Consider the following 14,278-nt stretch of genomic DNA (forward strand, 5'->3'; position numbering starts at 1 on the left):
ATGGATAAAACAAGCCACCTGCCGTTTAAAGTCAGCATCGTGATGCAGCGCCAGACCTTGAGTAATCGCTGGCAGTCGCTGCAATGGCAACTGCTTGATGTCTTGCCCGATGTCCCGGGGCCATCAACCAGGCAATTGCGCGCCAGCGAGCAAGAAATGCACTGGTTGTTTGCCGGTTTTGAGATCGTATTGTATGCCGACGAAGCGCCCGGTTATTTTTTGAATCTCAGCTCGGATGCGCCTTGCTGGTTCGTGATGTGGCGACTGGAAGAGTTCGATGGGCAAGAAATTGCCATCCCCAAATCGATCACCTTGTCGTATAACGAGGCCGCGCGTTGGATGGATGGCAGCGAGCAAGTAGACACCTTGCCTGTGGCAAGCGATATCGCATCCTGGCTAGCGGAGTACACGCAGGAATATTACGAACCGGAAGTGAAGAAAAAACGTAAGCATCCGTCTTTTGAAGGCGGTGTTGGTGTCGATAAAATGGCGCGTGCCGAACTCAACAGAGGTCGTAGTTAAATGGCTGCCGAGGATTTTTTTAACCGCTGGACCAAGGCTAAATCTGTGGCGGCAGATGCGCTGACAGACGGGGATGCTGCTGCACCTTTAAGTCCGATAAGTAATCAGACAGCTAGCCAGCAAAACGAAAAAATACCGGCCGCACTGCCGACCATGCAAGATGTGGAAAAGCTGAATCATGAATCGGATTTTTCGGCCTATATGAGCTCAGGTGTCGATGAGGATGTCAAGCGCTCGGCAATGAAGAAACTATTTTCGAATCCGCATTTCAATATCATGGACAGGCTGGATATCTATATCGACGACTACCACACGCCGGACCCGATGCCGCCAGGCATGCTGGAAGCGTTGTTGCATGGAAAAGCCTTGCTTGATCCGCTGGGACATCTGCAAAAGAAACTCCAGGAACTGATCAATCCTTCAGAACAACTCGTACTGGTACCAGGCGCAAGCACTGCGGCCAGCCAGGAAGACAATTTGCTAAATACAGCCATAGGAAATGAGCTGGATAGCCAACAGTTTGCTTTGCCGGTACCGTCAGACTTACTGGATAACCTTATTCCAGTAAGCGCAGACCACGACCTGAGTGGACCTGGCTCAGTCAATCCAAATAAAATCAAGATAGAAGAGACACCGGATCCAGAATGAGTACGCAATTTAAAGTCTGCAGTTGCAATAAAACGATGCCTCTCGATACAACGTCGGGTGAAGCCCTGGCGAGAGCGCTGGGCGCGCAGTCAATCCAGGTTCACGATATGCTGTGCCGCCGTGAAGTCGGCAGCTATATGGAAGCCGTCAAAGGCGTCGACGATGTCGTTGTCGCCTGCACGCAGGAGCGGGCGCTGTTCTCTGAACTGGCACAACAATCGGTCGCTCCCATCCGCTTCGTGAATATCCGCGAGCAGGCGGGTTGGGGCAAGGAATCTGCATCGGCCATACCAAAAATAGCGGCGCTATTGGCCGTGGCAGCTTTGCCGGTGCCGGAGCCGGTGCCGACCGTCAGCTATCAATCGCATGGCAATCTGTTGATCATCGGCACCGCCGGGCAGGCTTTACCCTGGGCCAGCAGGCTGGCGGGTCAAATGGATGTCAACGTCCTGTTGACCGACACGCAGAATAGCGATGAGCGTCTGGCGGAGAGGAATTTCCCCGTGTTTTCCGGCACGCATATCCGGATTGCAGGCTGGCTGGGGGAATTCAAAGTCAACTGGCAGCAATCGAATCCGATTGATCTGGAAACCTGTACCCGATGCAATGCCTGTGTGGAAGTATGTCCAGAAAACGCGATTGATTTCAATTATCAGATTGATCTGACTAAATGTAAATCGCACCGCGATTGCGTGAAGGCATGCGGCGTCATTGGTGCGATTGATTTTGACCGCATGGCGCGCGATCGTAAGGCAGAATTTGACCTGATTTTAGATTTGTCCGCCCAGCCTGTGCTGACGATGCACCAACTGCCGCAAGGTTATTTTGCGCCAGGTCAGGATCTGGACAAACAATTTGCCATCTCATTGCAACTCACGCAGATGATAGGCGAATTTGAAAAGCCCAAGTTCTTCGTCTACAAAGACAAGCTATGCGCGCACAGTCGCAGTGGCAAGACTGGGTGCAGTGCGTGTATCGATGTTTGCTCGGCAGCGGCAATTACGCCGGCAGGCGACAAGATTCAGGTGAATCCGAATCTGTGCGCCGGTTGCGGTGCCTGCACCACGGTATGTCCGACCGGCGCCATGAGTTATACCTATATGCGCGCACCGGATACGGGTTTGCATATCAAAACCATGCTAAGCACTTACGCCAAAGCGGGTGGGAAAGCGGCTGTCTTGCTGTTGCATAGCAAAGAGGCGGGAGCCGCCTTATTGCAACGGGTCGGGCAAAATGCCAAAGCAGGCGGACGCGGTTTGCCAGCGCGGGTGTTGCCGCTGGCCTTGCATCACACAGCGTCAACGGGTATCGATCTGTGGCTTACGGCGATTGCCTATGGCGCAAACGCGGTTGCGATCATGCTGACGGATGAGGAGGCACCGGAATACCGCCAGGCATTGCAGCAACAGATCGATATCGCTCAAGCCATACTTAATGGCTTTGGCTATGGCGGACAACATTTTCATTTAATCGACGTAAGGAGTGCAGCCTCGCTGGAGACCGCCCTGCATGCCTTGCCATCAGCCTCTGCTGTGCAGATACCGGCAAGCGCGGCCAGCTACAATGTGGCGCAAGACAAGCGCGTGACCCTCGATTTTGCGATCGACCACCTGCAAAAAAATGCACCGCTCGAACCGCAGCAGATTGCCCTGCCAGCGGGTGCCCCCTACGGCGCGGTGACGATCAATAAAGATGCCTGTACCTTGTGTATGTCCTGTGTCGGCGCTTGTCCATCGTCGGCCTTGATGGATAACGCAAACTCGCCGCAAGTCCGGTTTATCGAACGCAATTGCGTGCAATGCGGATTGTGCGAACAAACCTGTCCTGAGAACGCCATACAACTGATACCGCGACTCTCTTTGCTTGAGTCGACTAAACAAGCGACCGTATTGAATGAAGCGCAGCCCTACCATTGCATACGCTGCCAGAAGCCTTTCGCTACCGGGCAGATGATAGAGAATATGTTGGCCAAGCTGGCGACGCACGGCGCTTTTTCAGGACATCTCGACAGGATAAAAATGTGCTCGGATTGCCGCGTCATCGATATGATGAAAACCAGTGAACTACAACGCCCGCATTGACTATAACGATAAAAATGACAAGCAGCCAATCGATCCAATTTGAAACAGCCGACCAGGGCGAAGAAACTGCCAGAGCCGATTTATACGGTTTGCTGGCGACCCTGTTTTATGCCCCGCCTTCTGCATCCTTGTTAAACACCTTGTCTGCGGCGCAAACTCAGGGCGAGGGTGTGCTAGGCCAGGCCTGGAGCGGTCTGGTGCAGACCGCGCGCGTTGCCAATGCCGAGCAGGTCAGGGAGGAATACGAACAGCTTTTTATCGGCGTGGGCAAGCCTGAAGTGATGTTGTACGGCTCGTATTACATCAGCGGCTTCCTGATGGAAAAACCTTTGGCGGCATTACGTACCGATCTGGCGCAAATGGGCTTGGAGAGAATCGAGAGCGTGGTGGAAACCGAGGATCACATTGCTTCGCTGTGTGAAGTGATGCGCTACCTGATAGCTTCGGAGGATATTCTACAAGCGCATATTGCCAGCCAGAAAAAATTCTTCGGCGCACATATGCAAGCCTGGGTGTTGGAATTGTGCGATGCGGTAACGGCGCATCCGTCAGCGGTTTTTTATGCAGCGACCGCTAATTTAGCCAGGGCATTTTTTGAAGTGGAAATGCAGGCCTTTGATATGACGTAGTTGTATACAATAAACTCAAAATAGTGGAATACGGGTTTCTATATGCTTGTTTTGAATAGTGAAAATATTTCATTCTTAAAAAGCGTATTATTACGTGTCATTATGGGTTCAAGGTAAGTCTTAAGTAATTGCTGCGTGGTAAGCTGACAAAAATTTGGAGACAAGACAAAAATCAATCGCATACACAGTGGGTCTTTTGTATGTTCTTTTCGATGTGCCTGAGTCATAGCGGTCCAAGCGGTACATCCCAGGCATAATTTTTGATATTGGTCTCTTCCTGATGTTGGGTGCTTTGAAGAGAGGCAAGTATGGAACAGAAAATCAAGCGTCGCAGTTTGCTCGGTGGTTTGGGGCTCGGTGCTGCCGTCGCCCTGGTCGCCACCAAAACCGTAACGACGGTTCAACATCATTCTGCCGACGTGAATGCTGCTGCAGAACCGGCAGGCGATGGTTACCGGCTGACCACGCACATCAAAAAATATTATCGTACTACCACCATCTGATAGCGGAGTGAAGCCATGTTGCTGACTCGTAAGGGCGACGCGGGATCGCGTGCACAAAATCGTTTTTCCTCCAGTCTTGCAGATAGTTTGTCGCGCGCATTGCCGACGATGGACAGGCGGGGATTTTTGAAACGTTCCGGCATCGGCGTCGGCGCCGGTATCGCAGCGTCGCAGCTGGGTTTGATCCAAAAAGCCAAAGCCTCCGATGCGGCAAAAGGCGAGGGCAGCAAGATCGAGGTGCGCCGCACCGTCTGCACCCATTGCTCAGTCGGCTGCGCCGTCGATGCGGTAGTGGAAAACGGCGTCTGGGTGCGGCAGGAGCCGGTATTCGATTCCCCGATCAACCTCGGCGCCCATTGCGCCAAAGGTGCGGCCCTGCGCGAGCACGGTCATGGCGAATACCGCCTGAAATATCCGATGAAGCTGGTCAATGGCAAGTATCAGCGCATCAGTTGGGACCAGGCTCTGAATGAAATTTCCGCCAAGTTGCTGGAAGTCAAAAAGAATTCCGGCCCGGACTCGACGTTCTTCGTCGGCTCATCCAAACATAATAACGAACAAGCGGCTTTGTTGCGTAAGTTCGTCTCGTTTTACGGCACCAATAATACCGATCATCAGGCCCGTATCTGCCACTCAACCACAGTCGCCGGCGTCGCCAATACCTGGGGTTATGGTGCGATGACGAACAGCTACAACGATATGCAAAATTCCAAGGCGGCCTTGTATATCGGCTCCAATGCGGCGGAGGCGCATCCGGTCTCGATGCTGCACTTGCTGCATGCCAAGGAAAACGGTTGCAAAGTTATCGTGGTCGATCCACGTTATACCCGTACCGCGGCGAAATCGGATCAATACATTCGTTTGCGTTCCGGCTCGGATATCCCGTTCTTATACGGCATGATGTACCACATCTTCAAGAATGGCTGGGAAGATAAGCAATACATCAGCGACCGGGTCTATGGCATGGAAAAAGTCAAAGACGAAGTCATGAAGTGGACGCCCGAAAAAGTAGAAGAAGCCTGTGGCGTGCCAGAAGCTGAAGTGTATAAGGCCGCCGAGACCATGGCAAAGAATCGTCCATCCACGGTAGTCTGGTGCATGGGACAAACGCAGCACACGATCGGTAATGCAATCGTCCGCGCTTCATGCCTGTTGCAACTGGTACTCGGCAATGTCGGCAAGTCTGGCGGCGGCACCAATATCTTCCGTGGCCATGACAATGTGCAGGGAGCGACCGACGTCGGCCCGAATCCCGATTCATTGCCCGGCTATTTCGGCCTGGCAGCCGGTGCGTGGAAGCACTGGTGCGCGGTCTGGGGCGTGGATTACGAGTGGGTGAAAAAGCAGTTCGCATCGCAGGCCATGATGGAAAAATCCGGCACCACCGTGTCGCGCTGGGTCGATGCGGTGCTCGAAAAAAATGAATTCATCGATCAGGAAAACAACGTCAAAGCGATGGTGTTCTGGGGCCACGCGCCGAACTCGCAGACCCGCGGTCTGGAGATGAAAAAGGCGTTTGACAAGCTCGACCTGCTGGTCGTGATCGATCCCTACCCGTCTGCGACAGCGGCGATGGCCGCGATGAAAACAGACGGTCAGGAGCTCAATCCCAAGCGTGAAGTGTATTTGCTGCCCGCTGCCACACAGTTTGAAACATCCGGTTCAGTGACTGCGTCGAATCGTTCCATCCAGTGGCGCGAAAAAGTCATCGAACCTTTGTTCGAGTCGCGCACCGATCACATGATCATGTACCAGCTTGCAGAAAAACTCGGTTTCGCCAAAGAACTGGTCGCCAAGTTAAAACTGGTCAAAGGCAAGGGCGGCATGATGGAGCCTGAACCGGAATCGATGCTGCAAGAAATCAATCGCGGCGCCTGGACCATAGGCTACACCGGTCAGTCACCGGAACGCCTGAAGTCACACATGCGCAATATGCATATGTTTGACGTAAAAACTTTGAGGTGTAAAGGCGGCAAGGATCCGATCACCGGCTATGACATCACCGGCGATTATTTCGGCTTGCCATGGCCATGTTATGGCACACCGGAACTCAAGCATCCCGGTTCGCCGAACTTGTATGACACCTCCAAGCATGTGATGGATGGCGGCGGTAACTTCCGCGCGAATTTCGGTGTCGAGCGAGAGGGCGTGAGTCTGCTGGCAGAAGACGGCTCGCATTCACTCGGTGCCGACATCACGACCGGCTATCCCGAATTCGACCATATCCTGTTGAAAAAACTCGGCTGGTGGAGCGATTTGACTGAGGCCGAACAAAAGGCTGCCGAAGGTAAAAACTGGAAGACCGATTTGTCCGGCGGCATCCAGCGTGTCGTCATGAAGGTGCACGGTTGCCATCCATTCGGTAACGCCAAGGCGCGTGCCGTGGTATGGAATTTTCCTGACCCGGTGCCGCTGCATCGCGAGCCTTTATTCGGCACCCGTCCCGATCTGGTGGCTAAATATCCTACGCACGATGACAAGAAGGCCTTCTGGCGCTTGCCGACTTTGTATAAGTCAGTGCAGCAGAAAAACGTCGAAGCAAAATTGTACGAGAAATTCCCTATCATCCTGACCTCCGGTCGCCTGGTTGAGTACGAGGGCGGCGGCGAAGAGACCCGCTCGAATCCGTGGCTGGCCGAGCTGCAACAGGAGAACTTCGTCGAGATGAATCCGAAAGCGGCCACCGACCGCGGTATCCGCGACGGTGAATATGTTCATGTGGTCACGCCGACCGGTGCGCGTATCAAGGTCAAGGCGATGGTCACACCGCGGGTGGGCGTCGATACCGCGTTTATTCCTTTCCATTTCTCTGGCTGGTGGCAAGGTAAGGATATGAAAGAGTTTTATCCTGAGGGGGCTATGCCTATCGTGCGTGGCGAGGCGGTGAATACCGCCACCACCTACGGTTACGACTCCGTCACGATGATGCAGGAAACCAAGACCACCATCTGCAATATTGAAAAAATCGCAGTGTAATTTCATAGGGGAATCGACATGGCTAGAATGAAATTTATCTGCGATGCAGAGCGTTGTATTGAGTGTAATGGCTGCGTGACAGCGTGTAAAAACGAACATGAAGTGCCTTGGGGAGTGAACCGTCGCCGGGTCGTCACCGTCAATGATGGCGTCGTCGGGCAAGAAAAATCGATGTCGGTTGCTTGCATGCATTGCTCCGATGCGCCATGTATGGCGGTTTGTCCGGTCGATTGTTTTTATCGTACCGACGAAGGCGTGGTCCTGCATAACAAGGATGTGTGCATCGGTTGCGGTTATTGCTCTTACGCCTGTCCGTTTGGCGCGCCGCAGTTCCCATCGAACGGCACCTTCGGTTTGCGCGGCAAGATGGATAAATGCACTTTCTGCGCCGGTGGTCCGGAAGAAGACGGCTCGGAAAAAGAATTTGAAAAGTATGGCCGCAACCGCCTGTCCGAAGGCAAATTGCCGTTGTGCGCCGAGATGTGTTCCACCAAGGCTTTGCTGGGTGGCGATGGCGATGTGATAGCCGATATTTTCCGCACCCGGGTAGTCAAGCGCGGTAAAGGCAGCGAGGTATTCGGCTGGGGCACAGCCTATGGCAAAACCCCACATCAAGACGCAAAACCTGTAACTGAGCCTGTCACTGAGGTGAAGTGATGAAAACCTTATCTGCATTGGTCGTTGCGACGGCGCTGGCGGTTGGCCTGAGTGCTTGCGGTGAGCGCAATCAGTCGCTGGCGAACAATAAAAAAGATGCCGAGAAGCCTTGGCACGGCGCCAAAAACGAATTCGTGGCAAAAGGCTGGACGCCTGGTGACCAGACTAGCTGGAACGCGCAAATTCGTGCGCGCGGCCAGAATCAGAACGAGTACGCTAAAACGAATTGAGGGAGCAGGCATGAAACAGGTATTTGCCTCATTAGCGATTGTTGCCGGTAGTTTGTTTTTAGCTCCTGCCAGTGATGCAGTCGCACAAAACCAAGCGGTCCCGGATCCTGCGCCAGCAGCCGCTTCGGCAGCGATTGCGCCGTTGCCTGATAAATTGGGCGGGATTGAATCGATCGATATCCTGAAGCAAAATCAGGCCGAGCGAACCAAGGATCAGCCGGGCAACCTGGCACCGACTTTTCGCATCGTCAATGACGGGCAAAAAAATTATTCGAGTTTGCCGGCATTGGAAGCCGGTGTGCTGATACAGGGAAAAACCCAGTTTCCAGGTCAGACAAAAGCAGTGACTGCGGGCGAAGCCTGGCGCCAGTACCGGAATGGACCTTTGACCTTATATGGCGGCTGGCTGATCCTGTTAGCCTTGGCGGCGGTGATTGGCGTGTACTCGATCCGTGGTCAGGTCAAGTTGTCGGAGCCGCGCACCGGCCGGCTGATTGAGCGCTTCACACCGGGTGAAAGAACCCTGCACTGGACGATGGCCTTGAGTTTTGTGTCGCTGGCGATTTCCGGCATGATCATGCTGTTTGGCAAGCATGTCCTGATGCCGGTATTCGGCCTGACCTTGTTTGGCTGGCTGGCTTTTTTATGCAAGAACATTCACAACTTCATCGGTCCGGTATTTAGCGTTTCGATTATTTTGTTCTTTGTGAAATTCGTCAAAGATAACTTGCCTACGGTGACTGATATCAAATGGTTTGCGAAATTCGGTGGTTTGCTGAGCGGCGAACATGTGAGTTCGCATCGTTTCAATGCCGGCGAAAAGGTCGTATTCTGGGGTGTCGTCGTATTCTTTGGCTTGATCGTGACGGGCTCCGGTTTTGTGCTCGACATGCTGGTGCCGAATTTTGAATACACGCGCGCTGTGATGCAACTTGCCAGCGTTATTCATATCGTTGCGGCCTTGCTGGCTGCTGCAATGGTGATTGGTCACATCTACCTGGGCACCCTGGGTATGGAAGGCGCGTATGAGGCAATGCGCACCGGTTATGTCGATGATTCCTGGGCCAAAGAACACCATGATCTGTGGTATGCAGACATAGAAAATGGAAAAATTCCACGGCTACGGACCAGCGAACCTGCCGCTACTGCAGCGCCCGGGAATGCTGCCACCTCGACTTTGAACGCTTGACGGAGTCAACAATGAAAAAATTAGTCTTCTTATGCGCGGCACTGATGACGGGTGCTTGCTTTGCCAAATTACCGGCGCTAAATGATGAGGCTAAAGCCAAAGCCGATGAAGCCAAAGCTAAAACGGCTTGGTCGGATAAAGTCGCTGCATTTCAATTATGCAAAGCCCAGGACCGCACTGCTGCACATTATTTGAAAACCAAAGCAGTTGCTGAAAAACCGCCGGTAGCCACGCCAGCCTGCGCTGATCCGGGTGCGTATGTATCGCCGCTGACAGCGGCAGCGGCGACCCCTGCCGCTTCGAATGCGGCAGTGAGCATCCCTGCCAATGCACCGGCCGTTAAGAAATAATTTCATATACTCCCTTTAAAAGTCAAAATTATCTGCCCAGTCCGCACATGTATCTTGTGTAATTGAAAAATACCAGGAGGGAGTATGCTTTTAAGGCAAATTCTTCCGCATTGAAAAGCAAGCTATGCCACTTCTTCCGCAGCTAACGCAATCGCAGGTGGCGCTGACCAAAGAAGTTCAGGTGCTGGATGAGCGTGGCCGTGTTTCGACCATCTCTATTCCAGCTGAACGGCCACTAACGGTGTATCTCGATAAGCGTGAGCTGGTGACGCTGATGACCATGGGAGGCAACCCGGAAGCCCTGGTGCTCGGTTATCTGCGCAATCAACGTCTGGTGCGCAGGATTGATGAACTGGCCTCGGTGCAAGTCGATTGGGAGGTCGGTGCAGCAGCAGTGACTTCCCATCACGGTATCGCGCAGATCGAAGAGCGCACAGCCAAGCGCGTGGTCACCACCGGTTGCGGTCAGGGGACGGTGTTCGGCGATCTGATGGATGAAGTGGATCAGATCCATTTACCCGTCGATGCCAGGCTTAGTCAGTCGGCTTTATATCGGATTGTCGACACCATACGGGTGCATCCGTCGATTTATAAAAAAGCCGGTTCTGTGCATGGTTGCGCGCTGTTCTCCGCGCAGGGCGATTTGCTGTATTTCGTCGAGGACGTCGGACGTCACAATGCGGTTGACGCAATCGCCGGAAAAATGTGGCTGGACGGCATGGCGGGCGGCGATAAGGTGTTTTATACCACCGGACGTCTGACCTCTGAAATGGTGATCAAGGGCGCACAGATGGGCATCCCAATTCTGCTATCTCGCTCTGGTACTACCGAAATGGGGCACAGAGTCGCCGAGCAAGTCGGCATGAGTTTGTTTTCCCGTTGTACCGGGCGACATTTTTTATTGCTGACCCATCCGCAAAGGCTGGTGTTTCAGTTGGATTTTGCTGAGCCCGCCAACGAGGCGCAACTGGTCAAAGCCTGAGCAAAGTTTGAGCAAAGGCTGGCGTTAGCCAGACGCAATTCAGGGGACTTCTAAAACCCCTTTAATCGCGATGCAGCGCCAGGCAGAGTTGCCCACTCTAGGTGCAGCCATACCATCGTATGCGGGGCTTTGAGATTTCGCGACAAAACGACGCGATGCGCTCGCGTATGGGGTTTTTAGAAGTTACCTTCATCGTGACGGTATCAAGCATGCAGCGAAGGCGGTAAAATGCTGGTTTTAACTTTTACCGTTTTGCCATGAGTTTTTTGTGCATGGCAAACGCATCACCTAATGAGTACCCCTGTGTCAACTACCTCAACCGCATCCGCATCCTCTCAGCCTGTCCGTACCCGTTTCGCACCTAGTCCAACTGGCTATCTGCATGTAGGCGGTGCCCGTACTGCCTTATTCAGCTGGGCGTTTGCCCGCCATTTTGGTGGCGTTTTTGTCTTGCGTATTGAAGACACCGATCTGGAGCGGTCGACGCCCGAGGCGGTGCAGGCAATTTTGGATGGCATGAACTGGTTAGGTTTACAACACGACGAAGGTCCGTTTTATCAGATGCAAAGAATGGACCGCTATCGCGAAGTGCTGGCAAAAATGCTGGCAGAGGGCACTGCCTACCATTGCTACTCATCACCGGAAGAAGTCGAAGCGATGCGCGAGCGTCAGCGCGCTAGTGGCGAGAAGCCGCGTTACGACGGCACCTGGCGTCCCGAGCCTGGCAAGACCTTGCCAGCAATCCCGGCCGATCGCAAGCCAGTGATCCGTTTCAAAAATCCTTTGGATGGCGAGGTCAGTTGGCTGGACGTCGTTAAAGGACAAATCACCATCGGTAACCGCGAACTCGATGATCTGGTGATCGCTAGGCCGGATGGTACGCCGACGTATAATTTTTGCGTTGCGGTCGATGATTGGGATATGCAAATTACCCATGTGATCCGCGGTGACGACCATGTGAACAATACGCCGCGTCAAATCAATATCCTGAATGCATTAGGCGCGAGCTTGCCGCATTACGGCCACGTACCGATGATACTCGGCACCGATGGGCAAAAACTCTCCAAGCGGCGTGATGCAGTCAGTGTCATGGATTATCTGGATAAAGGCTATTTGCCTGAGGCGATGTTGAATTACCTCGCACGCCTGGGCTGGAGTCATGGCGACGACGAGATTTTTTCGATGGAGCAGATGTGTAACTGGTTCGATCTGACTCATTTATCCAGTTCGCCAGCCCAATTCAATCCGGAAAAACTTGCCTGGATCAATAATCATTACATCAAGGCGGCTGACAATCACCGGCTGGCGGACTTGGTTCGCATGCAAATGGCAAAAGACGGCGCCCAGTTTGCCAATGCACCTGAACTGGCAGCGGTCATTGGTCTGATGAAAGAACGCACCAACACCACGAATGAATTGGCACAAGCAGCGATGCTGTTCTATCGCCAGCCAAATGCCGACGCAGAACTGCGCCAGCAGCACATCACGGACGCTGTCTTGCCAGCACTCGCGCATTACGCAGCAGCCTGTAAAACAGTTGAGTGGAATAAAGCAGCCTTGTCCGCATTGATGAAAGAAACCCTGGCGCAGTTTTCCTTGAAGATGCCGCAACTCGCCATGCCTTTACGCCTGCTGCTCACCGGTCAATTGCAAACGCCGTCGATCGATGCCGTTGTCGAGTTATTCGGTCGCGATGTCGTGCTTCAGCGTTTGAGTTCCGTTGCCCGGTAAAATTCAAAGAGGAAAATTAAAGAAGGAAATCAAAGGGGCTTTACATAGTACGGCCTTGCCCCTATAATCTCGTTTCTGTTCTGGGGGGTGTAGCTCAGTTGGTAGAGCGCTTGCATGGCATGCAAGAGGTCAGCGGTTCGATTCCGCTCACCTCCACCAGTAATCGGTTGTTGCAGCAAGTTGGTTAATGTGAAGAAATGCACTTGCCAATAATACGAAAAGCAGTATATAATCTCGGTCTTGCTTGATTGCGAAACAGTGAATCAAGCAGTAAAGAAACACAGGTCAGTAACACGGACAGATCACTGTCCCCATCGTCTAGAGGCCTAGGACATCACCCTTTCACGGTGAGTACAGGGGTTCGAATCCCCTTGGGGACGCCAGCTTATCCACCCGGTCGATATTAATGTGCAGTTAAGGCTGCATGTTAAATCGGTTGGGTTAAGGATTCATGTGTCAACAAGCTTCCGCAGAAGCTCTTTCAAATTTCCCCTATCTAGTTTCAATCGATCGAATATTTTTTCGGTCACGTTACGTATATCTTTTTCCTTCAATCGGCTAATGGCTTTCGCTTGTGCGGTTTGTATTTCTATGTTTGCTAGTTTTTTCAACTGCATTTCATTCAGATTCGTAGCGTTCGATTTGGCGCGCCGATGCAGATAGCTGTAATCGCTCTCGGCAAACTGGCAGGCATCGATCATGACGGGGTCTGCGCCTTGAATCCTGAGTTCACTGTCCCTGATCGGGTAGTCTGCGAAGATGTCTTCGGTCTGGTCTTGTAAAGACTTGCCGTGGAACAGATAGTTATCATGTCGCTGGCTGAGATAGGCTAACCAGGGGCAGAGCTGCATTTTGTAATACGCCAGACTGCCGTCCACATGATCCAGGCTGAAACGAAACACATAGCCATTGAAGTAGCGCAGCGTACCGTCTTCCCGTACCAGTTCAATGGTGACCATTTTACCGATGAGCTGTTTTAATTCGAGCTCCGCATTGTCGGAAATCAGCTCGACTAAAAAATCAAAATCCTTAGAAACATGTTCGCTGGCATTCAACACCTGCGGCAAGAGTTGTGCATCGTCGGGACCATCCTGGTTGGGAAACGACAAGCGTAACAAGCGATTGGTTTGCCGGTTGCTGAGAAGGTCTAGGAATGGATTCATAGGATTTAAATAGGGGGCAGTGGTTTGAGTGGCAACGGATTTGTCAGATGCGGAGCCTGTAAAAAAAATTTGTCGGTTGCGTTTCTGAACACCATTGCCCCGAACTAGGATCGGGTAACAGCTGCCTGATATTCACGTGTTGGTGAACTAATTAGAGAGGGAACCACACCGTGCTCACCCTACATGGCTAAATATATGTAATGCACAGATTTATGTCACCTTGTTTTGGATCATACGAAAACCAAGCTTTTCCCCAATAAAAGGACCCAATTTCAGCAATACTAGGATGTGAACTTATGACCTTAATGTCATATTTATTTTCGAATCTTTTAATGATTTTTGATTCCAAAATACTGCTCTCAAAAAAATTTATCTCATCAAATAGAAAACAAATAGAAGAGATTTTTTCTTGTGTACCCCTGACGACAAGTGATCCAGTAGTGCTCAAGGTAGTGAATGCCTGATTGAAATGCCACTCCTTTTCATTTCCTTTCATAGAATTTGAAATTGATCTCGATTCAGATACAGGGAAAGATGATTTTCCAAGGCTGTCTACATTAATTTTTTGTGACTCAATAAATACACTACCATCGGAAAAATCAAATTTAATGTTCATA

14 protein-coding genes and 2 tRNA genes are annotated in these 14,278 nt (G+C 52.1%); 14 read left to right on the plus strand and 2 right to left on the minus strand.

Translation table 11 applies throughout. The annotated features are described in order from the left end of the window. The 14 genes from LPB67_RS03785 to LPB67_RS03850 all read left to right on the plus strand — a co-directional run bounded on the left by LPB67_RS03785 (position 1) and on the right by LPB67_RS03850 (position 12,881). The gene (locus LPB67_RS03785) at positions 1–522 is read left to right on the plus strand and encodes a DUF3305 domain-containing protein (RefSeq protein WP_262835724.1); all 522 of its coding nucleotides are present in this window, start codon (positions 1–3) and stop codon (positions 520–522) included. Beyond that, positions 523–1,170 (plus strand): DUF3306 domain-containing protein, encoded by a 648-nt coding sequence (locus LPB67_RS03790; RefSeq protein WP_262835725.1) that lies wholly within the window; start codon positions 523–525, stop codon positions 1,168–1,170. Further along, a complete protein-coding gene (locus tag LPB67_RS03795) occupies positions 1,167–3,251 on the plus strand; it encodes a 4Fe-4S binding protein (RefSeq protein WP_262835726.1) in 2,085 nt (694 codons plus the stop codon). Before LPB67_RS03790 ends, LPB67_RS03795 begins: the two co-directional genes overlap by 4 nt. Positions 3,252–3,265: 14 nt before the next feature. Further along, positions 3,266–3,880, plus strand: coding sequence for a molecular chaperone (locus LPB67_RS03800; RefSeq protein WP_262835727.1), 615 nt, complete (start codon positions 3,266–3,268; stop codon positions 3,878–3,880). A gap of 308 nt (positions 3,881–4,188) precedes the next feature. Next, positions 4,189–4,383, plus strand: coding sequence for a hypothetical protein (locus LPB67_RS03805; protein ID WP_262835728.1), 195 nt, complete (start codon positions 4,189–4,191; stop codon positions 4,381–4,383). 15 nt (positions 4,384–4,398) lie between these two features. Next, positions 4,399–7,359, plus strand: a complete 2,961-nt coding sequence (locus tag LPB67_RS03810; protein ID WP_262835729.1) for a formate dehydrogenase subunit alpha — start codon at positions 4,399–4,401, stop codon at positions 7,357–7,359. A gap of 18 nt (positions 7,360–7,377) precedes the next feature. After that, the gene (gene fdh3B / locus LPB67_RS03815) at positions 7,378–8,016 is read left to right on the plus strand and encodes a formate dehydrogenase FDH3 subunit beta (protein WP_262835730.1); all 639 of its coding nucleotides are present in this window, start codon (positions 7,378–7,380) and stop codon (positions 8,014–8,016) included. After that, complete coding sequence (locus LPB67_RS03820; RefSeq protein ID WP_262835731.1) at positions 8,016–8,246, plus strand: hypothetical protein; 231 nt, start codon at positions 8,016–8,018, stop codon at positions 8,244–8,246. The genes fdh3B and LPB67_RS03820 overlap by 1 nt, the downstream gene beginning before the upstream one ends. 10 nt (positions 8,247–8,256) lie before the next feature. Further along, positions 8,257–9,435 (plus strand): formate dehydrogenase subunit gamma, encoded by a 1,179-nt coding sequence (locus tag LPB67_RS03825; protein WP_262835732.1) that lies wholly within the window; start codon positions 8,257–8,259, stop codon positions 9,433–9,435. An 11-nt stretch (positions 9,436–9,446) separates the two neighbouring features. Further along, positions 9,447–9,785 (plus strand): hypothetical protein, encoded by a 339-nt coding sequence (locus LPB67_RS03830; RefSeq protein ID WP_262835733.1) that lies wholly within the window; start codon positions 9,447–9,449, stop codon positions 9,783–9,785. A 124-nt stretch (positions 9,786–9,909) separates the two neighbouring features. Beyond that, entirely contained in the window at positions 9,910–10,767 is an 858-nt protein-coding gene (locus LPB67_RS03835; RefSeq protein ID WP_262835734.1) for a formate dehydrogenase accessory sulfurtransferase FdhD, read from the plus strand. 291 nt (positions 10,768–11,058) lie between these two features. Continuing rightward, positions 11,059–12,498: a glutamate--tRNA ligase gene (gltX, locus tag LPB67_RS03840; RefSeq protein WP_410482694.1), complete on the plus strand. Its 1,440-nt coding sequence runs from the start codon at positions 11,059–11,061 to the stop codon at positions 12,496–12,498. An 83-nt stretch (positions 12,499–12,581) separates the two neighbouring features. Next, positions 12,582–12,657, plus strand: a tRNA-Ala gene (locus LPB67_RS03845). A 148-nt stretch (positions 12,658–12,805) separates the two neighbouring features. Then, positions 12,806–12,881 (plus strand) — tRNA-Glu (locus LPB67_RS03850). Positions 12,882–12,947: 66 nt separating this feature from the next. On the opposite strand, the gene LPB67_RS03855 is transcribed toward LPB67_RS03850, so the two are convergent. Further along, positions 12,948–13,661, minus strand: coding sequence for a type VI secretion system Vgr family protein (locus LPB67_RS03855; protein WP_262835736.1), 714 nt, complete (start codon positions 13,659–13,661; stop codon positions 12,948–12,950). 187 nt (positions 13,662–13,848) lie between these two features. After that, on the minus strand, positions 13,849–14,277 hold the full coding sequence (locus LPB67_RS03860; RefSeq protein WP_262835737.1) for a hypothetical protein: 429 nt from the start codon (positions 14,275–14,277) through the stop codon (positions 13,849–13,851). Position 14,278 lies beyond the last annotated feature (1 nt).

It is taken from the genome of Undibacterium sp. Jales W-56 (genome assembly GCF_025548535.1).
Taxonomy (GTDB): domain Bacteria; phylum Pseudomonadota; class Gammaproteobacteria; order Burkholderiales; family Burkholderiaceae_D; genus Undibacterium.

What these genes read in the sequence shown, in the direction of transcription:
- LPB67_RS03790 (WP_262835725.1), top strand. Translation starts at nt 523, where the DNA reads ATGGCTGCCGAGGATTTTTTTAACCGCTGGACCAAGGCTAAATCTGTG.
- LPB67_RS03800 (WP_262835727.1), top strand. Translation starts at nt 3,266, where the DNA reads ATGACAAGCAGCCAATCGATCCAATTTGAAACAGCCGACCAGGGCGAA.
- LPB67_RS03810 (WP_262835729.1), top strand. Translation starts at nt 4,399, where the DNA reads ATGTTGCTGACTCGTAAGGGCGACGCGGGATCGCGTGCACAAAATCGT.
- LPB67_RS03830 (WP_262835733.1), top strand. Translation starts at nt 9,447, where the DNA reads ATGAAAAAATTAGTCTTCTTATGCGCGGCACTGATGACGGGTGCTTGC.
- gltX (WP_410482694.1), top strand. Translation starts at nt 11,059, where the DNA reads ATGAGTACCCCTGTGTCAACTACCTCAACCGCATCCGCATCCTCTCAG.
- LPB67_RS03835 (WP_262835734.1), top strand. Translation starts at nt 9,910, where the DNA reads ATGCCACTTCTTCCGCAGCTAACGCAATCGCAGGTGGCGCTGACCAAA.
- LPB67_RS03795 (WP_262835726.1), top strand. Translation starts at nt 1,167, where the DNA reads ATGAGTACGCAATTTAAAGTCTGCAGTTGCAATAAAACGATGCCTCTC.
- LPB67_RS03785 (WP_262835724.1), top strand. Translation starts at nt 1, where the DNA reads ATGGATAAAACAAGCCACCTGCCGTTTAAAGTCAGCATCGTGATGCAG.
- LPB67_RS03855 (WP_262835736.1), bottom strand. Translation starts at nt 13,661, where the DNA reads ATGAATCCATTCCTAGACCTTCTCAGCAACCGGCAAACCAATCGCTTG.
- fdh3B (WP_262835730.1), top strand. Translation starts at nt 7,378, where the DNA reads ATGGCTAGAATGAAATTTATCTGCGATGCAGAGCGTTGTATTGAGTGT.
- LPB67_RS03805 (WP_262835728.1), top strand. Translation starts at nt 4,189, where the DNA reads ATGGAACAGAAAATCAAGCGTCGCAGTTTGCTCGGTGGTTTGGGGCTC.
- LPB67_RS03820 (WP_262835731.1), top strand. Translation starts at nt 8,016, where the DNA reads ATGAAAACCTTATCTGCATTGGTCGTTGCGACGGCGCTGGCGGTTGGC.
- LPB67_RS03825 (WP_262835732.1), top strand. Translation starts at nt 8,257, where the DNA reads ATGAAACAGGTATTTGCCTCATTAGCGATTGTTGCCGGTAGTTTGTTT.
- LPB67_RS03860 (WP_262835737.1), bottom strand. Translation starts at nt 14,277, where the DNA reads ATGAACATTAAATTTGATTTTTCCGATGGTAGTGTATTTATTGAGTCA.